The organism is Pseudarthrobacter naphthalenicus, assembly GCF_029076445.1.
GTDB lineage: Bacteria > Actinomycetota > Actinomycetes > Actinomycetales > Micrococcaceae > Arthrobacter > Arthrobacter naphthalenicus.
On the sequence record NZ_JARESG010000014.1, the window covers coordinates 12424 to 36672 of the forward strand.

The following is a 24249-nucleotide window of genomic DNA, read 5'->3' on the forward strand; positions in this document are numbered from 1 at the left end:
GCTACTTCTTCGCTTCGTCTTCGTCGATGATCTCGGCGTCGACGATGTCTTCATCAGCAGCCTTCTCGCCGCCCGCAGCACCAGCGGCACCGTCAGCACCGGCAGCGCCGGCAGCGCCGGTGGCGCCGTCCGGCGAACCGGCCTGGGCGTAGATGGCCTCGCCGAGCTTGCTCTGGGAAGCCTGCAGCTTCTCGAAAGCGGTCTTCACGGCGGCGTCATCCGTGCCTTCAAGGGCCTTCTTCAGGGCGTCGACGTCGGACTGAACCTCGGTCTTGACCTCTTCGGGCAGCTTGTCGGCATTGTCGGCGATGAGCTTGTCCACCGAGTAGGCGAGCTGCTCGGCCGTGTTGCGGGTGTCGGTTGCCTCGCGGCGGGCCTTGTCCTCGGCTGCGTGTTCCTCGGCGTCACGGACCATGCGGTCAATGTCTTCCTTGGACAGCGCGGTGCCGCCGGTGATGGTCATGGACTGTTCCTTGCCGGTGCCCTTGTCCTTCGCGGAGACGTGCACGATGCCGTTGGCGTCGATGTCGAAGGTGACTTCAACCTGCGGGACGCCGCGCGGAGCCGGCGCAATGCCGGTCAGCTCGAACGTGCCCAGCGGCTTGTTGTCCCGGGTGAACTCGCGCTCGCCCTGGAAGACCTGGATGGCCACGGACGGCTGGTTGTCGTCGGCCGTGGTGAAGGTCTCGGACCGCTTCGTGGGGATGGCGGTGTTGCGCTCGATCAGGTGCGTCATGACGCCGCCCTTGGTTTCGATGCCGAGGGACAGCGGGGTGACGTCGATCAGCAGGACGTCCTTGCGTTCGCCCTTGAGGACACCGGCCTGGAGTGCGGCGCCGACTGCGACGACCTCATCCGGGTTGACGCCCTTGTTCGGCTCCTTGCCGCCGGCCAGTTCCTTGACGAGCTCGTACACGGCGGGCATACGGGTGGAACCGCCCACGAGCACGATGTGGTCGATCTCGGAGAGCTTGATGCCGGCTTCCTTGATGACGTCCTGGAACGGCTTCTTGGTGCGGTCCAGCAGGTCCTTGGTGAGGTCCTGGAACTTCGCGCGGGTCAGCTGCTCATCCAGGTGGACCGGGCCGTCGGGGGTGACGGACAGGTACTGGAGGGAGACGTTGGTGCTGGTGGAGGAGGAAAGTTCCTTCTTGGCCTGCTCCGAGGCTTCGCGCAGGCGCTGCAGGGCGATCTTGTCCTTGGACAGGTCGATGCCCTTGACCTTGAGCTGCTTGAGCAGGTAGTCCACAACGCGCTGATCCCAGTCGTCGCCGCCGAGGTGGTTGTCACCGGCGGTGGCGCGGACCTGGATGGTGGAGAAGTTGTCTTCATCCTTGCCGACTTCGAGCAGGGACACGTCGAACGTTCCGCCGCCGAGGTCGAAGACGAGGATGAGTTCGTCTTCCTTGCCCTTGTCCAGCCCGTAGGCCAGTGCTGCGGCGGTGGGCTCGTTGACGATGCGCAGGACGTTCAGGCCTGCGATTTCGCCGGCCTCCTTGGTGGCCTGGCGCTGGGCGTCGTTGAAGTAGGCAGGCACGGTGACGACGGCGTCGGTGACCTTTTCACCCAGGTACGACTCGGCGTCGTTCTTCAGCTTCATCAGGACACGGGCGGAGATTTCCTGCGCGGTGTACTTCTTGTCATCGATGGACACGGACCAGTCGGTGCCCATGTGGCGTTTGACCGACGCGATGGTGCGGTCGATGTTGTTGACGGCCTGGCGCTTGGCGATTTCGCCGACCAGGACTTCGCCGGACTTGGAGAACGCAACGACGGACGGCGTGGTGCGGCCACCCTCGGCGTTGGCAATAACGGTGGGCTCGCCACCTTCGAGAACGGAGACGACGGAGTTGGTGGTTCCGAGGTCGATACCTACTGCACGTGACATATGTGCTTCCTTCTTTCCTTGGAAACTTGCTGGCGCCCACTCATTGAGCGTTCTGCACTCAACTTTACTCCGGGCACAAGCGATGTCAATCCAAAGTTGAGCGAAGTCCGCTCAACTTTGGATTTTGCACAGTGTGGAACCGCCCGGATTCCTCGTCATTCCGGGCTTTTGTCTGGAAAACAAAGTACGACGGCGGCTCTGCGTTTCGCTGTAGGAGAACTTTCCAGCAGCTTTCGCCGCCGTGGTCACCCGTGCAGCGGGCCGCGTTCCTCGTCAGTGGTGTTGACCTGGCGGTCGGTCAGTCCCTCGCGGATGGCATCCTCGGTGCGGGCAGTTCCGGAGGCGCCGGCATCACCGTAGTCGCCGTCGGGGTATTCGCCTTCCTCGGGCTCCGTCTCCGCGGCGCCCACTACACCGGCGTCGCCGTAGTCACCGTCCACGTACTGGCCGCCTTCACCTTCCAGGCCCGGAGCAGTACTGGCCTTGCGCGGCTCGTCGCCGGCAGCGGCGTCATGATTTTCGCTCATGGTGGCTTCTCTTCCTCGAGGTTCTGCGTCCATGCGGGCGCACTTGGAGTGTACCCAGACCGGCCCGGGCTAAACAGGGGCAGGCCGCAATCCGCATCCCCGTCAGCGCGCGGCCACGAGTGCCTGCGGAGCGGCCTGCTTCATCCGTGTCTGCAGCCACTTGAGCTGTGTAGAGGTTTCCGACTCGCACTCTGCCACCACGGCGAGCAGGTCCTTGTCGCGGAGTGCGGCCGCCGCCTGTTTGACCATGGTCCAGGTGATATCCACGAAGCTGGCCAGAAGGTAAAGGTCCTGCAGGTCACGCAACAGACCAACCGGCCCGCTGCGGGTCTCCGAAAGACCTACCGCATGGAGCCGTTCCGGTTCGTTGTCCGGCGCGCCCTCGCCGTAACGTTCCACCACGGCCTCCAGCTTCTCCTGATGGCCGAGGCATTGCCGCGCCAGGGTAAGGCAGAGGAAATAGACATCAGGTTCCTCCCGGTGTCCTTCAGCCACCTCGACGAACGATTCCGCCAGCGTCACCTCAGTCCTGCGGAGCATCCCCAAATAGATCCTGAGGTTCATGGCCGGCCTCCCGGCGAGTTGACGGCGTCCGGAAAATTGGGTGGATCCCCGGGCTCAAGAAGTTCGGATGCTGCCGCCTCCGGGCCTCCCCTGGTGGCTGGGACCCGGGCGGCCTCCCGCGGCCGGGACGCCGTCGTCGTGGGTGCCGGAGCGGGCCCGGCGGCATCCCCAATCCGCTCCACCCTGACGGCGGCATTCTTGAACACCGGCTGCTTGGACACGGGGTCCCACTCGGTGAGCGTGAGTTCGTTGGCGGCAGTCGGGTGCTCCCCCGGGACGCCACCGGCATCCCAGTAGCCGTAATGGAAGGGCGCAAACACGCTCCCTGGCCGGATGCCGCTGATGCGGACCGGCACTTCGATGGTGCCCCGGCGGGAGGACACCCGCACCAGATCGCCCTCGGAGATGCCCAGCGCTTCACAATCGGCCGGCGCCATTTCCACCCAGGCCCTCGGCGCGGCTGCCGTCAAGGGCTTGGAACGGCCCGTCTTGGTGCGCGTATGGAAGTGATAGGCGGTCCGGCCGGTTGTGTAGCGGAGCGGATACTCCGCGTCCGGCTCCTCGTGCGCCGGGGTGTACTGCGTTGTGCGCAGAAACGCCCGGCCGGCAGGAGCGGAAGCCTTATATTCCGTGGGAGGAATGGAGGCCCCGGTCAGGAGATCGTGGCCGTAACTTTCGCAGTACTCCGGCCGCGTGGGGAAGATCCCGTCGTCATAGAGCCGCACCCGGCCGTCCGGATTCCCGTCATTGCAGGGCCACGGGATCCCGCTGCCGCCCCGGAGCTTTTCGTAGCTGATGCCCGAGTAGTCGCAGGGCCGGCCCCGGGAGCATTCCTTCCAGGCCTCGAAGGCGTCCTCGGGCCCGGTCCACGTCAGCAGCGGCTCACCGTCCTGCGTGCGGAAATCCATCCGGCGCGAGTAGTCCAGGAAGATCTCCAGGTCGGGGCGGGCTTCGCCCGGGGGTTCAACGGCTTTGTCCGAGAGGTGTACGGTCCGGTCCGCGTTGGTGAACGTTCCCGCCTTCTCGCCCCAGCCGGCGGCGGGAAGGACGACGTCGGCCGCCTGGGCCGTTTCCGTCAGGTACAGGTCCTGGACCACCAGGAAGAGTTCCGGCTTGGCGAGGATCTCCCGGATCCTGGGCAACTGCGGCATGGACACGGCCGGATTGGTGGCTGAGACCCACAGGAATTCGATGGAGCCCTGCTCCGCGTACCGGAAGATCTGCATCGCGTGCGTGGGAGGCACCCAGTGCGGAATGATCCCGGGGTCCACCTTCCAGAGCCGCGCCAAATCGTTGATGTGGTCCTGGTTTTCCCAGTTCCGGAAGCCCGGAAGGTCGCCGTCGGCCCCGCATTCCCTGTTGTTCTGCGCGGTGGGCTGCCCGTTCATCTGCAGCAGCCCGCAGCCGGGGCGCCCCAGCATGCCGCGCAGCAGGTGCAGGTTGTTGACCTGGCAGGACGAAGCGGTGGCTTGGGAGGACTGGTAAAACCCCTGGAGCACGGTGGACAGCACCCGTTCGGAAGAGCCGAATATGCGTGCGGCTTCCCGGATGTCCGCGGCGTCCACACCGCAGGTTTCCGCCGCAGCCTCGGGGGTCCATGGCTCCACGGTCTTCCGAAGCTCCTCGAGCCCGAGTGTATGCGCGTCCACGTAGTCGGAGTCCTGCCAGCCGTTGTGCAGGACCTCGCGGACCAGGGCGTGCATCAGCGCCAGATTGGTGCCCGGCTTCAGCGCGAGATGGACGTCCGCATACCTGGCCACCTCGGTATCGCGCGGGTCCACGCACACCACCCTGGGACGGTCCGGTCCCGCAATCCTGTCCAGAACCCTGGACCAGAGGACCGTCTGGGTCTCGGCCATGTTGTGTCCGTACAAAAAGATGGCATCGCAGTGGTCGATGTCCTCGTAGGCGCCCGGCTGCCCGTCGGCGCCGAAGGATTCCTTCAGGGAGGCCGCTGCCGTGGCCGTGCAGAGGCGGGTGTTGCCGTCCATGTGGGGCGTGCCGATGCCGGCTTTCCCGATCACGGCCAGGGCGTAGTACTCCTCCAGGAACAGCTGGCCGCTGGTGTAGAAGCCGTGGCTCAGGGGCCCCCGGGTCCGGAGCAGTTCCTTGCTTCGCTCCACAATGCGGCCCATGGCGGTGTCCCAGCTGCATTCCACCAACTGCCCGTTCTCGCGGATCATCGGCTGCGTCAGGCGGTCCTTATGCGACACGCCCTGCCAGCTGGCGAACAGGCCCTTCGGACCCAGCCGTCCATGGTTCACCAGGTCACCGGCCCGCCCGCGGATGCCCACCATGGCGCCATCCTTGACCGCGATGTCGCAGGCGCAGCCGTTGCTGCACAGGACACAGGCGGACTGCACCCAGCGGTCCACGTCCGCTTCCTGGACGCCGCCGTCGAGCGTCTGGTCCACCCGGACCGGCCACAGGCCGCCACGGGCGTACGGCGTCCGGCTCCCCCAGATTTCAGCGATGCGGTCAGCCATGGCGGCCTCCTGGCTCTTGCGGCAGCGAAAGAGTTTCTGCTGAACAGGCTAGACCCGGATGATGCGGAGCGAAAGGGCAGTAGGCTTACTATTTCCGCCGCCCCACATGCACCCCAGGCCCCGTGGCGTGCATGCCCGGCGTGACGCTCGGGCGGTTAGCTGCCGGCGAAGCCAGTCAGGCGCGCAAGAACCGCCAGGTGGTGCTCAAAGAGGTCATCGCGGGCGCGGAAGGTGTCCGGCCCGTACTGGCCGAAGATCTCGAAGCTCACCGCGCCGAAAAGCGACGTCCACACCAGCGCTCCATTCGCGAGGAGGCTGTCAGGCACCGTGAGCCCGAGTCCGGAACGGATGGATTCGAGGTCGGCAGCCAGCGGCGAACGCACGACGGCGGCACTCGCCGGCGTGGACAGCCCACCCGCCCGGTAGGCGGCATCAAGGATCCCGACCAGGCTGTAGATCACCCGCGTGCCGGGCGCTGTGGTCTGGCTGGCGGGCGCCTGGTAGCCGGGCACCGGGCTGCCGAACAGGAGTCCATAGCGCGCCGGCTCGCGCAGCGCCCACTCCCGGACAGCGAGCCCCAGCGCCGCGAACCGTCCGGCGAAGTCATTCTCAGGCTTCGCATTCACCGCCTCATCCACGGCGTCGCCGAGCTCGTTGTAGGCGTCCACGAGCAGCAGAGTCAGGAGTTCGTCGCGGCTGGCGACGTAACGGTAGACGGCGGACGAGACAACGCCTAAATCCCTCGCCACGGCACGGAGTGAGAGTGCCGCCGCACCATGGATTGCCAGGTGGTGCCGCCCCAGCCGGACAATATCGGCAATGGTCTGGGCGCGGGCCCGCTCCCGGGGTGTCCGAAGGTTGGCGTCGGGGTTCGCGGGCTTGTCGGTCACCACACCAGCATGGCATAACGCAGAGCACTGTCAACAATTGAGAGCACTGCTCTTGACCGGCCCAGGCGACCGGGTGCATTCTTAGATGAGAGCAGTGCTCTCAGAGCCTGGACCGTCCTGAAGGGGAAGCCATGAACGATCTACACGTTGTCACCGGAGCAGGTCCGGTTGGCTGGGCCGTTGCGGAACAGCTGGCGGAACAGGGCAAGCACGTCAGGGTCCTGACGCGTTCCGGCTCCGGCCCGGAGCATTCGCGGGTGGAACGCCGGGCGGTGGACGTCCAGGACGCCGCCCGGGTACGCGAAGCACTAAGCGGCGCCGCCGCTGTGTTCCACTGCATCCACGGGTCTTCCTACACGGCCGACGCATGGCGGGCCGAACTCCCCCGCGCCGAACAAACAGTGCTGGCCGCAGCGGGCGAGGCGGGCGCCGTCGTCGTTTTTCCCGAAAGCCTCTACTCCTACAGCGAGCCGGACCGCCCCATGATCGAGGCGGGACCGCGGGCTGCCCGGGGTGGCAAGCTCGGCGTCCGCACCGACCTGCTGAGAGCCCGCGACGCCTCCCCCACCAACACGGTCAGCGTGGTGGCCGGCGACTTCTTCGGCCCGCGGGTCCGGAACTCGCACGGCGGCGAGCGCATGGTGGCGCCCGTCCTCGCCGGAAAGAAGCTCTGGGTCATGGGCAGCGCGGACCAGCCGCACTCATTCACCTACGTCCCGGACCTCGCGGCCGCGATGATCATGTCGGCGCAGACACCGTCGCTATGGAACAGGGTGTGGCACGCCCCCACCGGCCCGGCTGTCACGCAACGCCAGCTGGCAACCGCATTCGCGGAGGCCGGCGGGGCCGCCCAGCCAAAAATCGGCGCCATCCCCGGCTGGGCCCTGCGGGTCATGGGACTCTTCTCGAAGGACCTCGGGGAGCTCGGCGAAACCCTCTATCAGTTCCAAAAGCCGTTTGTGATGGACTCCGCCGTGAGCCAGGCCGCCCTGGGCCTCCACCCCACGCCCCTCGCCGAAGCGGCTGCGGCCACCGTGGCCTGGTGGCGGAACCGGGGCTGAGGGTCACTCCTCCACGTCCCGCCACCGTCCAACTACCGGCGGCCGGCGCCCTCCGCCTCCAGCTCCAGGCCGTCCGGCTGCTGCAGCGCGTCCGCTTCCGGACGGCCCAGCTTGCTGGGCCACCAAATGCGCGGGCCGATGTCGTAAGTCAGCGCCGGAACCAGCAGCGAACGCACCAGGACGGTATCCAGCAGCACACCGAAGGCCACAATGAAGGCCAGCTGGACCAGGAACATGATGGGAATGATGCTCAGCGCGGCGAATGTGGCGGCCAGCACCACGCCGGCGGACGTGATCACGCCCCCGGTCACACTCAGTCCACGCAGGATGCCGGGACGCGTCCCGTGCTTGAGCGACTCCTCGCGGACCCGGCTCATCAGGAAGATGTTGTAGTCCACGCCCAGGGCCACCAGGAAGACGAATCCGAACAGCGGCACTGTGGCGTCGGCCCCCGGGAATCCCAGCAGGTTGTTGAACACCAGGGCCGAGACACCCATCGCCGCGCCGTAGGACAGTACCACGGAAAGCACCAGCAGGACGGGCGCCACCACGGAACGGAGCAGGAGCATCAGGATGAAGAGGATCACCACCAGCACAATGGGGATGATGATGACCAGGTCGCGCTGGGCCGTGGTGTTCGTGTCCAGGGCAGTGGCCGTGACGCCGCCAACCAGGGCACCGGCGTCGATTGCCTTGACGTCCTGGCGCAGCGCCTTGACCACGTCCTCGGCTTCGATGGAATCCGCCGCGTAGTTCAGTGTGGCGTTGATCAGGACCTTGCCGTCACGGACGTCCGGGGCGGTAGGAGTTCCGGGGGCTCCGGTGATGGGCACACTGCCCGCAGCCAGGAGGTAGGCGTCTCCCACGCCGTCGGCCGTCTTGACCTTCGCGAGGACCTCATCAGCTTTGCCCTGATCCGCAATCACGACGGCGGGACTGCCGCTGCCGGCGTCGAAATGGCGCGCCAGCGCGTCCTGGCCGTCAACGGCGTTGGACGCGGTGAGGATGACATCCGTCTGCGGCACCCCGTTGGCCTTCAGTTGCAGAATGCCCGTCGAGGCCACCAGCAGCAGGAGTACCGATGCCACCCACACGGTGCGCGGACGGCGGGAGACCAGCGATCCGGTGGCACGCCAGATGCCCTTCTGCCCTTCCAGGCCCGTGACGAGCTCCGGTTCCCGCTGATCTTCGGGGACCAGCTTGGGACGGAACGGCCAGAAGGCTGCCCGGCCCAGGAGTGCCATGAGCGCGGGCAGGAGGGTCAGTGCGGCGAACAGTGAGCAGAGAATGCCTGCAGCCGCCACCGGGCCAAGGCCCTTGTTGGAGTTCAGGTCGGAGAACAGCAGGCACAGCAGGGCGATGATGACCGTGGCGCCGGAAGCCACGATCGGCTCCACCGACGTCTTCCAGGCCGTCAGCACGGCAGCGGTCCGGTTGTGCGTGTGGGTGAGGGCTTCACGGAACCGGGCGACGTAGAGCAGCGCGTAGTCGGTGGCCGCGCCGATCACCAGGATGGACAGGATGCCCTGGCTCTGGCCATTGAGCTGGATCCAGCCGAGTTTGGCCATTCCAAATACGAGCAGGATGGCGGCGCACAGCGCGAACACCGAGGTCAGCAGCACCGCGATGGGCAGCAGCAGGGAGCGGTAAACGATCAGGAGGATCACAAAAACGGCGCCCAGGGCCACCAACAGCAGGATGCCGTCGATTCCTGCGAACGCGCTGGTAAGGTCCGCGGCAAGGCCGGCGGGTCCGGTGACAAACGTCCGCATCCCTTCCGGAGCGGCGTCAGCAACCGTGGTCCGCAGTTCCTTGACGGCCTCCTTCAGCTCACCGGAGGAGGCAATGGGGGCGACGAACTGGACGGCCTTGCCGTCTTCGGAGGGGATGGGGCCGATCACCGTGCTGCCGAGCTTCAGCGCTTCCAGGTCCGCTTTGAGGGCTGCCGCCTTACCCAGCTGGGCCGGGGTGAATGCGTCACTGCTTTCAATCACCACCACGGCAGGAACTTCGTTGGAATCCCGGAACTTCGTCTGCCACTCCTGCGCGGCTGTTGCTTCGGCGCTTGCGGGCAGGAAGGATGCCTGGTCGTTGGAAGAGACCTCGCTGAGGCGCCCGAAAGTGGGTCCGCCGATGCCGGCCACGGCCAGCCAGGTGAGGACCAGAAGGACCGGGATGAGCCAGCGAAGCCAGAACGGAACCCGCGCGCTGTGTTGGGGACTGGTTTTCATGATTCCTTCTGAGCTTGGGAACGGAGGCGTACAATTGATTCCATCATAGAGTATCTCCACCATAGAGATAAGTGCCTGTCATGCAATTTCGGTTTCTGCCAGGCAATCACGGGTGGAAGGCCCGCGGACGGCGCTGCTGCAGTAATATCCGTCAGGGCGTCAGCACCAAACAGCGGAGAGCCACATGCATGACGCGAGCTAGCGGAGGAGGCAGGACATGACGGACGATACGTTCCAGCCCCCTGCCGACGCCGGCCCCCAGTCCCTGATCCGCCTGCTGCAGGAATTCACGCTTGAGGCCAACAGGTATGCGGACTCGGCGGGTGCCCAAAATGACATGCACCGCACCGACCTGAATGCACTGGCCGTCATCATGCGCCACACGGCCAAGGGCCTGGTGGTCACCCCGGGGATCCTCCGGAAGGAACTGCACCTGAGCTCTCCTGCCACCACGGCCCTCATCGACCGGCTGGACCATTCGGGCCACGTAATCCGCGAACGGCATGCATCAGACCGCCGGCAGGTTCAGCTCCGGATGACGCCCAAGGCCTTCCAGGACGGCGGGGCCATGTTCATGCCCTTGTCCCGTCACATGGGCGCCGCCATCGCTGCCTTCTCCCCCGAGGAACTCGGCGTTGTCACCCGCTTTATGACAGCCATGGTCGATGCCACCATCGCCGCCCGCCAGGAAGCCTCCGAACCTGGTCCGGCCAGCCCCGCCACTGCATCCGCTGAGCCCCCTCCCGCCCCAACTGAGTAGCGCGAACTGTCGTTTTGAGCGGTCAAAACGACAGTTCGCGCTACTTAGTTGGGCGGAATGCACGACGACGGTTCCTCCCATTCCCGCCACCGCGGCGGTAGCGTTTTGGTTATGAGTGCGCAGCAGCCCGAAGACGACGATGTGTACACGCACGGCCACCACGAGTCCGTGGTCCGCGCCCATGCTTCCAGGACCGCGGAAAATTCAGCGGCCTTTGTGATTCCGCACCTCACTCCGGGGGCCTCCGTGCTCGACGTCGGCTGCGGGCCCGGAAGCATCACGTGCGATTTCGCGGTGCTGGTGGCGCCCGGGAAGGTCACCGGGCTTGACCGGTCGCCGGACATCATTGCCCAGGCCACGGCGCTCGCCGCTGAACGCGGCGTGGCCAACGCCGAGTTCGTCACCGGCAACATCTATGACCTCGACTTCGAGGACGAGACGTTCGACGTCGTCCACGCCCACCAGGTCCTGCAGCACCTGACCGATCCGGTGGAAGCGCTGCGGGAGATGCGCCGGGTGGCCAAGCCCGGCGGGATTGTGGCCGTACGGGACGCGGACTTCCATGGCATGAGCTGGTACCCGCCGCTGCCGGAACTGGACGAGTGGATGGACCTTTACCAGCAGATCGCCCGCCGCAACGGGGCCGAACCCGACGCCGGCCGCCGCCTGGTTTCCTGGGCCCAGTCCGCGGGCTTCACCGACGTGGCGCCCACCAGCAGCAACTGGCTCTACGCCACCAGCCAGCAGCGGAGATGGCAGGCGCGGGTGTGGGGTGAGCGGGTGCTGCATTCGGCCTTCGCGGACCAGGCGCTGGAGTACGGCTTCGCCAACGAAGCGGACCTGGCCCGGATCTCCGCGGGCTGGCACCGCTGGGGATCCACCGACGACGGCTGGTTCCTGATTCCGAACGGCGAGGTCATCGCCCGGGCGTAGGAGAGGGCGGCCCCGCCCCTGGCCTGGCTGGACACGTCACTGCCCCTGGTGAACCGGCACTAAACTTGGCAGGTGCAATTCTCCCTGTGGCTCGCGCTCGCCGGCGCGGGCGTCCTGATCAGTTTCACTCCGGGTGCCGGCGCCATCAACACCATGAGCAACTCCCTGACCTCGGGATTCCGCCGCTCCATCTGGGGGATCCTGGGCCAGCAGGCGGCCCTGGTGATCCACGTGATCATCGTGGCTCTCGGCGTGGGCGTGCTGGTGGCCAGTTCACCGGTGGCCTTCAACGTGATCCGTTACGCGGGCGCCGCCTACCTTGCCTACCTCGGTATCCGCCAGTTCCTGAGCAAGCCGGACCTGGACCGGGAACAGGCTGCCGTCCTCGGGAACGAGCCGGCCTGGTCCATGTTTCGGCGCGGCCTCTGGGTCAACCTCCTCAACCCCAAGGCCATCGTCTTCTTCCTCGCCTTCATGCCGCAGTTCATCCGGCCGGAACGGCCGCTCCTGCCGCAGTACGCCGTCCTCACCACCACCGTGGTGGCGATCGACATCCTGGTGATGTGGTTCTTCTTTGCTTTAGCCGCCAAGTCCTTCCAGCGGTTCACCCACGATGCCCACGGGCAGACGGTCCTGAGCCGGATTTTCGGTGTCCTCTTTGTCGCCGTGGGTGTCCTCCTCGCCGTGATCCACTAGCAGGTACGCTCTATTTCATGACCCCCGCACCTGTGATCATCGCCATTGACGGGCGATCCGGCGCAGGCAAAACCACCCTGGCCATCGAGCTCGCCGCGCAGCTGCGGAACCACCACAAGGTGGCCCTGTTCCATCTCGAGGACATCTACCCCGGCTGGAACGGCCTGGCAACGGGCATTGAACGCTACGTGTCCACCGTCCTCACCCCCCTGAGCCGCGGGGAAGCAGCCACCTGGACCAGCTGGGACTGGGCAAATCATTACGACGGCGACACCCGGGTCACGCTGCCGGCCGAGATCGTGATCATCGAGGGTGTGGGGGCCGCCGCCGCGGAAGCCCGGCCCCTGCTCAGCGCCGTCATCTGGGCCGACTCACCGGAGGACGTCCGCCGGACACGGGCACTGGAACGCGATGGCGGCACTTATGAGCCGTTCTGGGAGCAGTGGGCGGCGCAGGAAGCTGATTGGCTGGCGACGGATGACGTCCCCGCACACGCCAATATCCGCGTGCTCAACCAGGCAGACGGCTCGGCCCCGGAAGACGTCCTGCAGGCCCTCGCCTACCTCCCCGTGCTGGGGCCGGTGGTGGTGCCGGAACGTGCCGGCCGCCGCGGGCTCCGGCTCCGGGCGGAGCGCCTGGCCGCCCGCCCGGACACCGCTGCCCTCTTCGCGTCCCTCTACGGCACATCCGCGCGTGCCGCGTGGCTGGACTCCTCGAATGCGCCCGCCGGCCCCGCCCCGGAGCAGTCGCCGGCCACCGAACGCAGCCGCTTCAGCATCCTTGCCGACGACTCCGGAACGTACGGCCAGTCGGTCACGCACCGCTCCGGCGAAACTGTGGTGACTGCCGGATCGGCAACAGTCCGCGTGCCGGGGCCGTTCTTCCGCTGGCTTGATACCGTCTGGGGACGCAGGGCTGTCCGCACCCCCGATGACTACCCCGGGGATTTCGCCCTGGGCTGGCTGGGCTGCCTGGGTTATGAGCTCAAACGCGAAACGGGCGGCTCGGACATGGTGTCACCAACCCCTGACGCGGCGCTCATTTTTGCGGGCCGTGCGGTGGTGGTGGACCACGTCGAGGGAACAGCGTGGCTGCTGGCGCTGGAGGCACCTGACGCGGACACGTGGCTGGCCGCCGCACGGAGCGCCGTCAACGCACCGGCCCTCAACGCAACGGCCCTCAACGAAACGGCATTCAACGAAACGGCTCCCGACGCAACGGCAGCGTTTACCAGCCGCGACACCGAGGCCTCCTATAAGCAGAAAATCGCAGCGGCCCAGGAAGAAATCCATGAGGGGAACTCTTACGAAGTCTGCCTCACCACAACCCTCACGGCGCGGCTGCCTGCCGCGGCGGCGGCCCCGTGGCCCACTTATCTGGCCCTGCGGCGGAGGAACCCGGCACCCTTCGCGAGCTATCTGCGGTTTACCGGGCTGACCGTCGCAAGCACCTCACCGGAACGCTTCCTGCGCATCACGTCCGACGGCGGCATGCGCGCCGAGCCCATTAAGGGCACCCGCCGCCGGGGTGCCGATCCGGAGCAGGACCGGCAGCTGCGCGAGGACCTGGTTTCTTCGCTCAAGGACCGTGCGGAGAACATCATGATCGTGGACCTGCTGCGGAACGACCTCAGCCACTTCGCAGAGCCCGGGTCCGTAACGGTCAGCAGGCTGTGCGAGATCGAAAGCTATGCCACGGTCCACCAAATGGTGAGCACCATCGACGCGCGGTTGACGCCCGGTGCACCGCGGGCGGAGGCCGTGGCCGCCTGCTTCCCGGCCGGGTCCATGACCGGTGCCCCAAAAATCAGCACCATGGCTATCCTGGACCGGCTGGAGGACGGCCCCCGGGGCCTGTACTCGGGCGCGATCGGCTACTTTTCGCTGAACGGTGCCACGGACCTGGCTGTGGCAATCAGGACGCTGGTCATCGCTACGGGGGACGGCAACCAGGAAGCGCCGACGGCGGAACTGACTCTCGGCGTCGGCGGTGCCATCACTGCCGACTCGGTACCGAACGAGGAGTACGACGAGATTCGGGTAAAGGCGCACGGTGTGCTTTCCGCTCTGGGTGCGGAATTCCCGGCCGGCTAGGCATGCGTACCGGACGGGGTTTTTTCTCGCCGTAGGTGACCAGCGCACCGGTCAGGGCAATGGCCAACACCGCTGCCAGGATTGCCAGGACCGGGTTGACCCACTGGGGAACCGTGTCATACACAGGGTTGCATCGGTTTTGCAGCGGGAAGTAAAAAGTCCCGTCATGCTGGTGCCTCAGCCGGTAGTTGATGTCCAGCGCCTGGCCGGCAGCCTCACAGGTGTGGTCGAGGTCGCGCGTAAAGGTCGAGACCTGGACGAAGGTGATCCCCGCCAGCAGGGTGAAGGACAGCGCCGAAACGCGGAACCAGACGCGCGCTACTTTCGACTGTGGCATATCTGTCAGCTCCCTCGGGCGGCGCCTTGGGCAGCCGGGATCCGAATGGTCCGTCTTCATGAACCGATGCTTTCAGGTTAGCCGCCCTTTCCACGCCGCTCCAGAGCGGACCGGATCAATTTTTGGGCAAGAATCCGGCGCTACTGAGGCGCTACTGGACTGTGGCCGTCAGCCTGGCCACGTTATCGATGTAGCGGGCAGCAAGGGGCCGCTGACGCCACTCATCGAGTTTGAGCTCGGTCGAAATGTCCCGGTACGTGTTTTCCACCGCCCGCATGCTCTCCACGATGTCCGCTCCGAGCAGCATCACGGAGACTTCCAGGTTCAACGAGAAGGACCGCATATCCATGTTGCTGGAACCCAGGACGGCCACTTCGTCGTCGATGGTGAAGTGCTTGGCGTGCAGCACAAACGGTGCCTTGTAGAGGTAAATCCTCACCCCGGCTTCCAGCAGCGCCTCGTAGTAGGAGCGCTGGGCATGGTGGACCAGGAACTGATCGCCCTTTTCCGAAACGAACAGCTCCACGTCCACGCCCCGCTGGGCGGCAGTGGTGATGGCGTAGAGGAGCGAGTCGTCGGGGACGAAGTACGGGCTGCAGATCGAAATCCGCTGCTGCGCGGAGTAGATCAGGGTGTTGAAGAGGCGGAGGTTGTTTTCCGTGATGAACCCGGGCCCGCTGGGCACCACCTGGGCCGTGACGGTGCCCGGCTCCGGGTTGGCCGGGAGCTGCAGCTGGTGTTCAAGGTTCTCGTCGGTCTCGCTGAGCCAGTCCGTGGCAAACACGACGTTCAGCGTGGTGACGATGGGCCCGCGCAGGCGTGCCATCAGTTCCACCCATTCGCGGCCGGCTTTACGGTGCTTGGGGTTGTTGTAGGACGGTTCAATCAGGTTCTGCGAGCCGGTGAAGGCGATCTCTCCGTCCACCACCATGATCTTGCGGTGGTTCCGCAGGTCCGGGCGGCGCCACTGGCCTTGCGTGGGCAGCAGCGGGAGCATGCGCCGCCATTGGATCTTGCTGGCCTTGAGGCGGTTGAGGAGGTTGCGGTAGCCCTTGACCCGCAGGGTGCCGATGTGGTCGAACAGCACCCGGACTTCAACCCCGCGCTCCGCTGCCTCTTCCATGGCGGTCAGGAGGTCGTTGGTGACGTGGTCCGTGCTCATGATGTAGAACTCGGCGTTGACGAACTTCCGGGCACCGCGGACCGCTTCCGTCATGGCCAGGATCGAGTCCGGGTAACCCGGAATAAGGTCCACGGAGTTGCCGTCCACCATCGGCAGGGACCCCAGCCGGCGGTTCAACTCCCCAGCGGATTTCACCCAATCCGGGCCGGGGTAGTCGCTTTCGACGTCGGCCAGCGCCGAGATGCCGGCACGCACCCGGGTGTTGACGATCTCCTGCTGCGCCCGGCGCCGGCTGGATAGCCTGAAGTTCCCGAAAAGCAGGAACAGGGCCAGGCCGACGAACGGGACGAAGAAGATCCCCAGCAGCCAGGCCATGGCTGTGGTGGGGCGGCGGTTGCCGGGAATGATGCCGATGGCCAGCACCCTGATCACCAGATCCGCGATGCTCAGAAGCACCACAATCCACGTCGGCGCAGTACCGGCAAGCGAAATCGGCCACAACACTGGAAATACCCCCGGGGAGTGCGCACCGGCGGACGGATTCCGGCCAGGCAATGACCACAGCTTATCCGCGCCCGGCCCGACTAAGCTGGAGCCATGACCTCTCCCGCGCCCGTGGTGCTTGTTTTCCTTGACCCTGCCCGCCCGGAAGGCCGCCTGGCCGACGCTTCGCAGCCCCAGCTGATGGCGACGGACCAGGGCGCAACCCGCGGGGACGGCGTGTTCGAATCCATGCTCGCCGTGGGCGGGAACGTCCGGAAGCTGCAGGCCCACCTGAACCGGCTTGGCGCTTCCGCCGAAACCCTGGACCTGGTCATCCCCGCACAGGAGCAGTGGCGCGCGGCCATCACCACAGGCGTGGCTGAATACCGCTCCCAGCACCCGGCGCCTTCACCGGCCGAGGACGAACTGGTGGTCAAACTGGTGGCAACCCGCGGCCCGGAAGGTGCTGACTCGCCCACATGCTGGGTCCAGGTATCCCCCGTGGGTGCGCTGGGACGCCGGCAGCGCGAGGCCGGCATCGATGTGATCCTCCTGGACCGCGGGTACGACAGCGACGTTGCCGAGCGCGCCCCCTGGCTGCTGCTGGGCGCCAAGACCCTGTCCTACGCGGTGAACATGGCCGCGCTGCGGCACGCACATAAACAGGGCGCCGACGACGTCATTTTCCTTTCCGCCGACGGCCGGGTCCTGGAGGGCCCCACGTCCACGGTCCTGCTGGCCCATTTGGAAACAGCCGACGACGGCGCGGGCGCCACCCGCACCGTGCGCCGGCTCATCACGCCGCAGCTGGACACCGGCATCCTTCCCGGCACGTCCCAGAATGCGCTTTTCCGGGCTGCGAAGGCCGCAGGCTGGGAACTGGGCTACGGCCCGCTGGAGCCGCAGGACCTCCTGGACGCGGACGCCGTGTGGCTGATTTCCAGCATCCGCCTGCTGGCACCCGTGAACCACATCGACGGCAAGGAGATCGGCACGCCGGCACTCCAGAAACAGCTGACGGCCGAACTCAACGCTCTCTACGCAGGGATTCAGTAAGCCCCATGACGGTGCGCAGCGCGGGCATCCTGCTGTACCGGCACGGCGGGGCGGGAGGGCTCGAAGTCTGGATCGGGCATATGGGCGGCCCGTTCTGGGCAGGCAAAAAAGTACACTCCTGGTCCCTTCCCAAGGGTGAATACCAGGATGACGAGGACCCCCTGGTGGCGGCCCGGCGCGAGTTCACCGAGGAAATCGGCACCCCGCCACCTGCCGCTGACTACGTCCTGCTTGGCGAATTCCGCCAGCCATCAGGGAAGCGCATCACGGTATTCACCGCGGCGGCGGACTTCCAGCCCGCCGAAATTGTGAGTAACACGTTCCCCCTCGAATGGCCGAGGGGTTCCGGGACCATCCAGGACTTTCCCGAGATCGACGACGCCCGCTGGGTTTCCGAGGCCGATGCGCGCAGCAAGCTCGTCAAGGGTCAGCTCCCGATCCTTGATGCCCTCGTCAAAGACCTGTTGGAACGGCAGGATCATCCGTAAGGTTTGGTCCATGAACTCGCACACGGATCCGATCATCAAATTGACCTTTGACGAATGCTGGGAGTTGCTCGCTGACGAAATCGTGGGCCGCCTGGCACTTGTGGTGGATGCCCATCCCGAGATCTTCCCCATCAACTACATCCTGCAGCGCAGGAGCATTGCCTTCCGCACCGCCGGCGGGACCAAGCTGTGGAGCGCGGCGTCGGAGCGGCCGGCGGCGCTTGAAATCGACGGCTACGATCCCGGTACCGAGCAGGCCTGGAGCGTCGTGGTGCGAGGCGATACGGAGTTGATCGAAGACCAGGCTGAAAGGGATGCCGTGGACGCCCTTCACCTGGAACCGTGGCAGCCCGGGGACAAGAACTTTTACATCCGGCTGACCCCGCGGGCGCTCACCGGCCGCCGGTTCCGGGTCAACAAACCGGACGTCTGGAACACCCGGGCCACGGACCGGCGCCGCGCGTCCTTCGAATAACCGCAAGCCATGAGCAACGATGCCCGTATTCCCGTCATCCTGGGCGGCGCCCGCACCCCGTTCGGCAAGTTCCGCGGCGGGCTTTCAGGCCTCTCCTCAAGCGAACTGGGCGCCCACGCCATCCGCCACGCCCTGGCGCGGACCGGAGTCGCTCCGGAACAGATCCAGGCCGTCATCGTGGGCCAGGTGATCCAGGCCGGTGCCGGCCAGGGACCCGCACGGCAGGCCAGCCTCGCGGCAGGGATCGGCTGGGATGTGCCCACCGTAACCATCAACAAACTGTGCCTGTCCGGGCTGACCGCCGTGATCGACGCCGCCCGGATGATCCGCGCCGGGGAGGCCGACTTCATTGTGGCAGCTGGCCAGGAATCGATGACGAACGCCCCGCACCTGCTGCCCAGGCTCCGTGCCGGCGTGGCAATCGGCGACGCTGCGCTGCTGGATTCCTTGAATTTCGACGGCCTGCAGGACCCCCGTTCCGGTGAACTGATGGGTTCGGCCACCGACGCCGGGAACGCCCGGCTTGGCATCGGCAGGGAGGACCAGGATGCCGTCGCGGCCCGTTCCCATCAGCGCGCGGAAGCCGCCCGGGCGGCCGGCATCCTGGCCGCGGAGATCGCTCCGGTTGAAGTGCCGCAACGCCGCGGCCCCGCCGTCGTGATTGATGCGGACGAGGGAATCCGGGCAGGTACGACGCCGGCGGGGCTTGCCGCCCTGAAGCCCGTCTTCTCCACAGCGGACTCAGCCACCATCACCGCCGGGTCCTCCTCACCGTTCTCCGACGGAGCGGCCGCCGTGATTGTGGCCAGTAAGGCCGCGGCGGAAGCGGCAGGACTGGCGTGGATCGCGGAAATCGGCAGCCACGGCCAGACCGCTGGACCGGACGGTTCGCTGCACTCCCAGCCTTCACGAGCGATTGAACGTGCCCTGAAACTGGAGGGGCTCGCCGTCGGGGAACTGGACCTCATCGAGGTCAACGAAGCCTTCGCCTCGGTGGTGCTGCAGTCCGCCAAGGACCTGGGCATCGACGCCGAACAGATCAACGCCGACGGCGGCGCCATCGCCTTGGGGCATCCGGTGGGTGCGTCGGGGGCGCGCCTGGTGCTGCACCAGGCCCTGGCACTGCAACGCCGCGGCGGCGGACAGGGCGAGGCGCTGATCCTCAAGGCCTGACTCCCTCCGCCAAATCAACGCCAGCCGGATAGGACACCATGGACACTTTACTTACTGCCGAAGAGGGTTTCGGGACCATCTCCGTTGCCGCAATACTGGCTGAATCAGCCGCCCGTTTCCCGGAGTCCGCGGCCCTCGTGGTAGGCGAGGAGCGGGTGACCTACAGCGAACTCTGGGAACAGACTCGCGCTTATGCCGGTGCGTTGCGGGCCCGGGGCGTGGGCCACGCAAGCCGCGTGGCCCTGCTGATGCCCAACGTACCTGATTTCGCCAGGGTCTACTACGCGGTCCTCGCGCTGGGCGGCGTGGTGGTGCCATTACATGCGCTGCTGAAGGCCAGGGAGATCGAGTACGTGCTGCGCGACAGTGGCGCGCAGCTGCTCGTCTGCGCCGGGCCGCTCCTTGAAGAAGGTGCCAAAGGCGCCGCAGCCGCGGGTATCGACATCGTCACAGTGCTGGTGCCGGAGGGGACCGGGGCCGCCGCTCGGCTGGAGACAGAAGCGGCAGGAGCCGAGCCCATAAGTACGTGGCTGCCGCTGCGGCCGTCCGAGACGGCTACGATTCTCTACACATCGGGAACCACCGGCCAACCCAAGGGCGCCTTGGGCAGCCACTTCGCCCTGGTTGAGCAGACAAATACGCTGCTGACCAGCACGTTCGACCTACGCCGCGGTGACGTCATCTTCGGCGGACTGCCGATGTTCCACACCTTCGGCCAGACGTGCGTCCTGAATTCGGGGCTCCGGGCGGGGGCCACCATCGTGATGCTGCCCAAATTCAGCGGCGAAGCAGCCCTGAATGCCCTGGCCCGCCACAACATCAACATCTTCTTCGGCGTGCCCACCATGTACATCGCCCTGCTCGAAGCCGCCCGCACCAACCCCGGCCGGTCCAATGCCCTGCGGTACTGCATCTCCGGCGGCGCGTCGCTGCCGATGGCGGTGATGGACAGGTTCAAGGCGGAATTCCGCTCGGATATCTACGAAGGCTATGGCCTGACCGAGACGTCCCCGGTTGCCACCTTCAACCATGTCGGAAAATCACCGCGGCCCGGAACGGTAGGACAGGCCATTTGGGGTGTCCAGGTGGAGATCGCGCGGGCGGACATCCAAAATGCCATCGAACTGCTGCCTCCGGGTGAGTTAGGCGAACTGGTGGTCCGGGGGCACAACCTCTTCAAGGGCTACCTCAATCGCCACGAAGCAACTGCCGAGGCGATGGTGGACGGCTGGTTCCGGACCGGCGATCTGGGCACCAAGGACGGGGAAGGCTACCTCCGGATCCTGGACCGGAAGAAGGAGATGATTATCCGGAACGGCTTCAACGTCTACCCGCGCGAGGTGGAGGAAGTCCTCAGCCGGCACGCGGCGGTCCTCAGCGTTGCCGTCTATGGCGTCCCCGACGAAACACACGGGCAGGAGGTGGCGGCCGCCGTCGTCCTTAATCCGGGCAGCAGCGCCACCATTGATGAGCTGCGGGACTTCGCCGCGTCGGAACTTGCCGCCTACAAGTATCCGCGGATCATCACCCTGGTCACGGAATTCCCTACCGGTCCCAGCGGCAAGGTCCTCAAGCGGGAACTCACCGCCCGTCACCAGGCCCCGTAGCATACGAAGGCGACAGCACGTCCTGGGACGGGCCCTGAGGGGAGCGGGCCCCGCGAGGGACAGGTCAGGTGGGGATAATCCCGAACAGGACGCGTTTCTTCACCATCACCCACAGCAGGCCCAGAATCGCCGCATACGCAGCGGTGTTGATCAGGATGTGTCCCTGCTGGAGGACCGGGATGTTGGCAATCACGGCGATCAGCACCACGTGCAGGATGAAGACGTACAGCGTGGCCTGCCCCAGCGGAATGAGGAACCAGCCCAGGGCCCGCTCCACCGGTTTCCAGTACGCGGTGAGGAACGCGTAGGAGGCCACCACCAGGACCAGGACGTTGAGCAAACGGCCCGGGTCCAGGTAGGTGCGGGCAAAAAAGGCGTCGTACATCAGCCGGTAGGACGCGTCCGGGATGATGGCCAGGCGCAGGTCGAACCCGTTGGCGAGGTAAGGGTTGCACCAGGACAGGAACGCAAAAACAAACGCGAGCACCGTGGACGCCACCACTACCCAGTGGTGCGCCGACAACCAGGCAATGATGCGGTGCCGGTGGAACCCTGCCACGAGCCCCAGGACAAAGAGCACCTGCCAGACGAGCAGCGGGAAGGAGTCCTCAAACTGGGACGGCAGCAGCCTGACCCGGGTGGCAGCGCCCACCGCATACAGGCCCAGCGTTCCGGCCAGCACCCACAGGGCCTTGCCGCGGTTGAGCGCCGCCAGGATCAGCGGGCTCACGAGGAGCAGCACCACATAGAGCCCCATCACGTTGAACTGCCAGGGCCCGAATTGCAGGAGGATGATGGCGGGCAGGACTTGGGCCGGGACCGGGAATTGCAGGAGCGTTTCCATGCCGGCGTACAGGTCATAGGTACGGCCGACGGCGTTGTGCCCGGCGCCGCCGGTTCCCTGGTCCACGTACGTGGTCAGCGCGTCGGTCTGGAAGAACGGCAGCAGCGAAAGCAGGAAGACGCCCACCAGGACGGCCAGGGCAGTCACGTACAGCTTGCCTGCCCGGCGGGAGGTCAGGTCAACCACCTTGCCGAAATCTTTCTTGACCCGCGGGCCGTAGACCGTCCCCACCACCAGTCCGGAGAACAGGACGAACAGCTCGGCGCCGGAGACAAACCCAACGGCCTCATGGGTGAATAGCTGGAACAGCGATGTCATGCCCAGGTGATTGACCACCACAAAAACGATGGCCAGCCCGCGGAGGAGGTCAACGCGGGAGTCCCGGTTCGACGGCACGCCATAGCCCCAGCCGGCCACCGCCCCCATGCGCCGCGGCAGCTGCCACAGGGCCACCAGGATGATGAGCATGGCAGCGGCGACGCTCCAGGCCGCCGCCCCGGAGAGGGAATTGGCGCGGGCGGCCTGCTGGCCCCCGCTGACAGCCGTCACCGGCCCGGTGGTGAGCCCCGATTCCGTCAGTCTCTTGCCCGCTGCCTCGGCAATGCCGCTCCTGCCCGTCAGCCGCCAGTCGATGCTGATCACTCCGGTGTCCCGAGTGCTGGTCCGCTCATCCCAGACGACTGCCGCCATACGTGCGAACTCAGCGGAGGTGGCGGCGGCCAGGGTTTGGTCCCACCAGGATGTCTTGATGTCGGATTCCGCGGCGCCGCCCGCGGCCGGGCTGTAGAAGGCCGCTGTCTGGAGGAGCATGGGTTTGTTCCGCCCGGCGGCGTAGGCGGCATAGAAATTCTCATTGCCGGACTGCGTCAGCATCGCGGACAGCTCGCCGGCAGCGGGGACGGTGTTCACGGCCGAGTTGCCGCCGGTGTCGTCGTGATACGCGGTGAGTCCCACCCACTCCACCACGTCATCGCCGGGGTAGTACGGCGCGTAGGCGGAATCCGCGCCGTTCCAGTTTCCGTCGCCGTTGGTGTCCAGCAGGGCAAAGCCCTCGGACCCGGGGGCGGGAGCGTTCCTGCTCCGTTCAAAGGGGTAGTCCCGCCCAAGGTACGGCTGCCACACCATGACCGTGCCGGCGTCGTCCGCGGTTTTGAACGCCGCGGCAACGTTCCGGAAAGCCGTCTTGTAGGCGGCCGGCTGCTGGCCCCACTCCACCCAGCTGGAGTTCATGTCCGGGGCGAACCGGATCAGGACGGCGCCTTTGAAGCCAGCCGTCAGGTCCCCCACCTTGGCGGCGAAGTTTTTGGCGGCGGCCGCGTCCACCTGGTCCAGTGCTGCGGTGGGCCGCACCGTGAGAACCGCGTGGGAACCCTGGCCAGCGGCCTGGCCGAGGTACTCGCGGATGTCCTGTTCCTCGCCGGGCCCCACAGGCAGGGAAATCTCGTGCCCCAGCAGGGCCGGTGCAGCACCAAGCCGCTCGGCAAACCCTTGGGCTGAGTCCTCGCCCCACTCCAGGACGGCCCCCAGCAGGGGCTTGCCCTTCGCCGGCTCAGGCTCGGCCGCGTTCGCTGCGCCCGCGGGCAGCAGGCTCACCAGGAGGAAGAGTGCCGCGAGGAGCGCCGCCAACAGCGGGCCGCGCCTCCGGATGTCCGACGGCGGCACGCGCCAAAGTGTGATGGCTGTAGGCATGCTGGTGTGAACCTTCCCCCCGGACGGTCATGTGATTGGCGGCCGCTGCCACCGCGAGAACTCTATCGGTGTTGCAGGCAGTGCCCTATCAACGCCGTCAGTCAACACCGCCAGTCAACGCCGCCCGAATCAGCCGGCCAGGATGACCAGCCGCACCAGGCGCTGGGCGCAGGAGACCCGGACAAGGGTCGACGGCCCCGCAGCCGCCCGGTTGTTGACTCCGGTGTCATCGCACCAATCCAGGTTGTACGGGTACGCGGTGACGCCGGCTTCCCCCGGGGACATGTCTGCCGGGACGGTGAACACCAAAGTGAAGCCGCCGTCGTCGGTCATGGGGGCGAGCTCATCCAGGGCGGGCGTGCCGGCCGCGTTCAGCAGTTCCACCCGGACCCGGGCAGCCTGGCCGTAGCGCGCATCACAGCCGGCGTCCGGGGCGCTGACCGTCACCATGTCCCCAGGTTTCACTTCCGCCGGAATCACCGTGAACGCGGGCGGCATGCACGGCGGCGGTGCCACAACGTTCCGGCAGCTGTTGAGGGCAGCCGTGAGAATCGCGGCACACAGCACCACGGTGATGAGGCGCGGCCACGCGACGGTCAGGCGATTCCCCCGGTCTTTGCCCATGGTCCGATTGTTGTGCCCGGTAGCGGCGGATGGAAGCACGTGTTGGTTACGGAACATGACGCCGGCGGCCGTGCGGCGGGCCGGGCCGGGTGTTACGTTTTTGGGGAGTAATGAGAACCGGCGCCAAGCCCTGACTGGCCGGTCGGCAACCCTCCTATCGCGGCGGGGTGCCTCAGGTGAATACTCGGCATATCGACCCATTCGAGCTGCAAGCGTGAAAG

19 protein-coding genes and 1 riboswitch are annotated in these 24249 nt (G+C 66.4%); of the genes, 10 read left to right on the plus strand and 9 right to left on the minus strand.

The features are described from left to right. Position 1: 1 nt before the first annotated feature. From dnaK to PY310_RS14240, 5 genes are all read right to left on the minus strand, one after another. Positions 2-1888 carry a molecular chaperone DnaK gene (dnaK, locus tag PY310_RS14220; protein ID WP_275215116.1) on the minus strand — a complete coding sequence of 629 codons (1887 nt, stop codon included), beginning with the start codon at positions 1886-1888 and terminating at the stop codon, positions 2-4. Between the two features lie 245 nt (positions 1889-2133). Continuing rightward, complete coding sequence (locus PY310_RS14225; RefSeq protein WP_275215117.1) at positions 2134-2415, minus strand: hypothetical protein; 282 nt, start codon at positions 2413-2415, stop codon at positions 2134-2136. A gap of 102 nt (positions 2416-2517) precedes the next feature. Beyond that, complete coding sequence (locus PY310_RS14230; protein WP_275215118.1) at positions 2518-2979, minus strand: hypothetical protein; 462 nt, start codon at positions 2977-2979, stop codon at positions 2518-2520. Further along, positions 2976-5465, minus strand: a complete 2490-nt coding sequence (locus PY310_RS14235; protein WP_275215119.1) for a molybdopterin oxidoreductase family protein — start codon at positions 5463-5465, stop codon at positions 2976-2978. Before PY310_RS14235 ends, PY310_RS14230 begins: the two co-directional genes overlap by 4 nt. Before the next feature lie 155 nt (positions 5466-5620). Beyond that, a complete protein-coding gene (locus PY310_RS14240) occupies positions 5621-6355 on the minus strand; it encodes a TetR/AcrR family transcriptional regulator (RefSeq protein ID WP_275215120.1) in 735 nt (244 codons plus the stop codon). Between the two features lie 131 nt (positions 6356-6486). On the opposite strand from PY310_RS14240, the gene PY310_RS14245 reads away from it, so the two are divergent. Next, positions 6487-7416, plus strand: coding sequence for an NAD-dependent epimerase/dehydratase family protein (locus PY310_RS14245; RefSeq protein ID WP_275215121.1), 930 nt, complete (start codon positions 6487-6489; stop codon positions 7414-7416). A 32-nt stretch (positions 7417-7448) separates the two neighbouring features. On the opposite strand, the gene PY310_RS14250 is transcribed toward PY310_RS14245, so the two are convergent. Further along, on the minus strand, positions 7449-9647 hold the full coding sequence (locus tag PY310_RS14250; protein ID WP_275215122.1) for an MMPL family transporter: 2199 nt from the start codon (positions 9645-9647) through the stop codon (positions 7449-7451). Between the two features lie 217 nt (positions 9648-9864). Here PY310_RS14250 and PY310_RS14255 point away from each other — a divergent pair, with 217 nt between their 5' ends. From PY310_RS14255 to pabB, 4 genes are all read left to right on the plus strand, one after another. Then, positions 9865-10407 carry a MarR family winged helix-turn-helix transcriptional regulator gene (locus PY310_RS14255; protein WP_275215123.1) on the plus strand — a complete coding sequence of 181 codons (543 nt, stop codon included), beginning with the start codon at positions 9865-9867 and terminating at the stop codon, positions 10405-10407. 111 nt (positions 10408-10518) lie between these two features. Next, the gene (locus PY310_RS14260; RefSeq protein ID WP_275215124.1) at positions 10519-11340 is read left to right on the plus strand and encodes a methyltransferase domain-containing protein; all 822 of its coding nucleotides are present in this window, start codon (positions 10519-10521) and stop codon (positions 11338-11340) included. A 72-nt stretch (positions 11341-11412) separates the two neighbouring features. Further along, positions 11413-12036, plus strand: coding sequence for a LysE family transporter (locus tag PY310_RS14265; protein WP_275215125.1), 624 nt, complete (start codon positions 11413-11415; stop codon positions 12034-12036). A 17-nt stretch (positions 12037-12053) separates the two neighbouring features. Then, complete coding sequence (pabB, locus tag PY310_RS14270; protein ID WP_275215126.1) at positions 12054-14129, plus strand: aminodeoxychorismate synthase component I; 2076 nt, start codon at positions 12054-12056, stop codon at positions 14127-14129. A gap of 488 nt (positions 14130-14617) precedes the next feature. Here the strand turns inward: pabB and cls are convergent, their stop codons facing one another. Continuing rightward, on the minus strand, positions 14618-16090 hold the full coding sequence (gene cls / locus PY310_RS14275) for a cardiolipin synthase (RefSeq protein WP_275215210.1): 1473 nt from the start codon (positions 16088-16090) through the stop codon (positions 14618-14620). 96 nt (positions 16091-16186) lie between these two features. On the opposite strand from cls, the gene PY310_RS14280 reads away from it, so the two are divergent. The 5 genes from PY310_RS14280 to PY310_RS14300 are packed head-to-tail and all read left to right on the plus strand — an operon-like array spanning position 16187 to position 20871. Then, a complete protein-coding gene (locus PY310_RS14280; protein WP_275215128.1) occupies positions 16187-17128 on the plus strand; it encodes an aminodeoxychorismate lyase in 942 nt (313 codons plus the stop codon). A 5-nt stretch (positions 17129-17133) separates the two neighbouring features. Beyond that, entirely contained in the window at positions 17134-17616 is a 483-nt protein-coding gene (locus PY310_RS14285; RefSeq protein WP_275215129.1) for an NUDIX hydrolase, read from the plus strand. 10 nt (positions 17617-17626) lie between these two features. After that, positions 17627-18091, plus strand: a complete 465-nt coding sequence (locus PY310_RS14290) for a pyridoxamine 5'-phosphate oxidase family protein (RefSeq protein WP_275215130.1) — start codon at positions 17627-17629, stop codon at positions 18089-18091. A gap of 9 nt (positions 18092-18100) precedes the next feature. Next, positions 18101-19264, plus strand: coding sequence for an acetyl-CoA C-acyltransferase (locus PY310_RS14295; RefSeq protein WP_275215131.1), 1164 nt, complete (start codon positions 18101-18103; stop codon positions 19262-19264). A gap of 38 nt (positions 19265-19302) precedes the next feature. Continuing rightward, a complete protein-coding gene (locus PY310_RS14300; protein WP_275215132.1) occupies positions 19303-20871 on the plus strand; it encodes a long-chain-fatty-acid--CoA ligase in 1569 nt (522 codons plus the stop codon). Positions 20872-20935: 64 nt separating this feature from the next. On the opposite strand, the gene opgC is transcribed toward PY310_RS14300, so the two are convergent. Together opgC and PY310_RS14310 are read right to left on the minus strand one after the other, a co-directional pair. Beyond that, a complete protein-coding gene (opgC, locus tag PY310_RS14305; protein WP_275215133.1) occupies positions 20936-23404 on the minus strand; it encodes an OpgC domain-containing protein in 2469 nt (822 codons plus the stop codon). Between the two features lie 129 nt (positions 23405-23533). After that, entirely contained in the window at positions 23534-24028 is a 495-nt protein-coding gene (locus tag PY310_RS14310; protein ID WP_275215134.1) for a hypothetical protein, read from the minus strand. Positions 24029-24134: 106 nt separating this feature from the next. Then, positions 24135-24249: riboswitch (SAM riboswitch) on the plus strand.

What these genes read in the sequence shown, in the direction of transcription:
- PY310_RS14255 (WP_275215123.1), top strand. Translation starts at nt 9,865, where the DNA reads ATGACGGACGATACGTTCCAGCCCCCTGCCGACGCCGGCCCCCAGTCC.
- PY310_RS14225 (WP_275215117.1), bottom strand. Translation starts at nt 2,415, where the DNA reads ATGAGCGAAAATCATGACGCCGCTGCCGGCGACGAGCCGCGCAAGGCC.
- PY310_RS14235 (WP_275215119.1), bottom strand. Translation starts at nt 5,465, where the DNA reads ATGGCTGACCGCATCGCTGAAATCTGGGGGAGCCGGACGCCGTACGCC.
- PY310_RS14285 (WP_275215129.1), top strand. Translation starts at nt 17,134, where the DNA reads ATGACGGTGCGCAGCGCGGGCATCCTGCTGTACCGGCACGGCGGGGCG.
- PY310_RS14295 (WP_275215131.1), top strand. Translation starts at nt 18,101, where the DNA reads ATGAGCAACGATGCCCGTATTCCCGTCATCCTGGGCGGCGCCCGCACC.
- opgC (WP_275215133.1), bottom strand. Translation starts at nt 23,404, where the DNA reads ATGCCTACAGCCATCACACTTTGGCGCGTGCCGCCGTCGGACATCCGG.
- PY310_RS14300 (WP_275215132.1), top strand. Translation starts at nt 19,303, where the DNA reads ATGGACACTTTACTTACTGCCGAAGAGGGTTTCGGGACCATCTCCGTT.
- PY310_RS14260 (WP_275215124.1), top strand. Translation starts at nt 10,519, where the DNA reads ATGAGTGCGCAGCAGCCCGAAGACGACGATGTGTACACGCACGGCCAC.
- PY310_RS14310 (WP_275215134.1), bottom strand. Translation starts at nt 24,028, where the DNA reads ATGGGCAAAGACCGGGGGAATCGCCTGACCGTCGCGTGGCCGCGCCTC.
- PY310_RS14245 (WP_275215121.1), top strand. Translation starts at nt 6,487, where the DNA reads ATGAACGATCTACACGTTGTCACCGGAGCAGGTCCGGTTGGCTGGGCC.
- PY310_RS14280 (WP_275215128.1), top strand. Translation starts at nt 16,187, where the DNA reads ATGACCTCTCCCGCGCCCGTGGTGCTTGTTTTCCTTGACCCTGCCCGC.
- PY310_RS14290 (WP_275215130.1), top strand. Translation starts at nt 17,627, where the DNA reads ATGAACTCGCACACGGATCCGATCATCAAATTGACCTTTGACGAATGC.
- PY310_RS14250 (WP_275215122.1), bottom strand. Translation starts at nt 9,647, where the DNA reads ATGAAAACCAGTCCCCAACACAGCGCGCGGGTTCCGTTCTGGCTTCGC.
- dnaK (WP_275215116.1), bottom strand. Translation starts at nt 1,888, where the DNA reads ATGTCACGTGCAGTAGGTATCGACCTCGGAACCACCAACTCCGTCGTC.
- PY310_RS14230 (WP_275215118.1), bottom strand. Translation starts at nt 2,979, where the DNA reads ATGAACCTCAGGATCTATTTGGGGATGCTCCGCAGGACTGAGGTGACG.
- pabB (WP_275215126.1), top strand. Translation starts at nt 12,054, where the DNA reads ATGACCCCCGCACCTGTGATCATCGCCATTGACGGGCGATCCGGCGCA.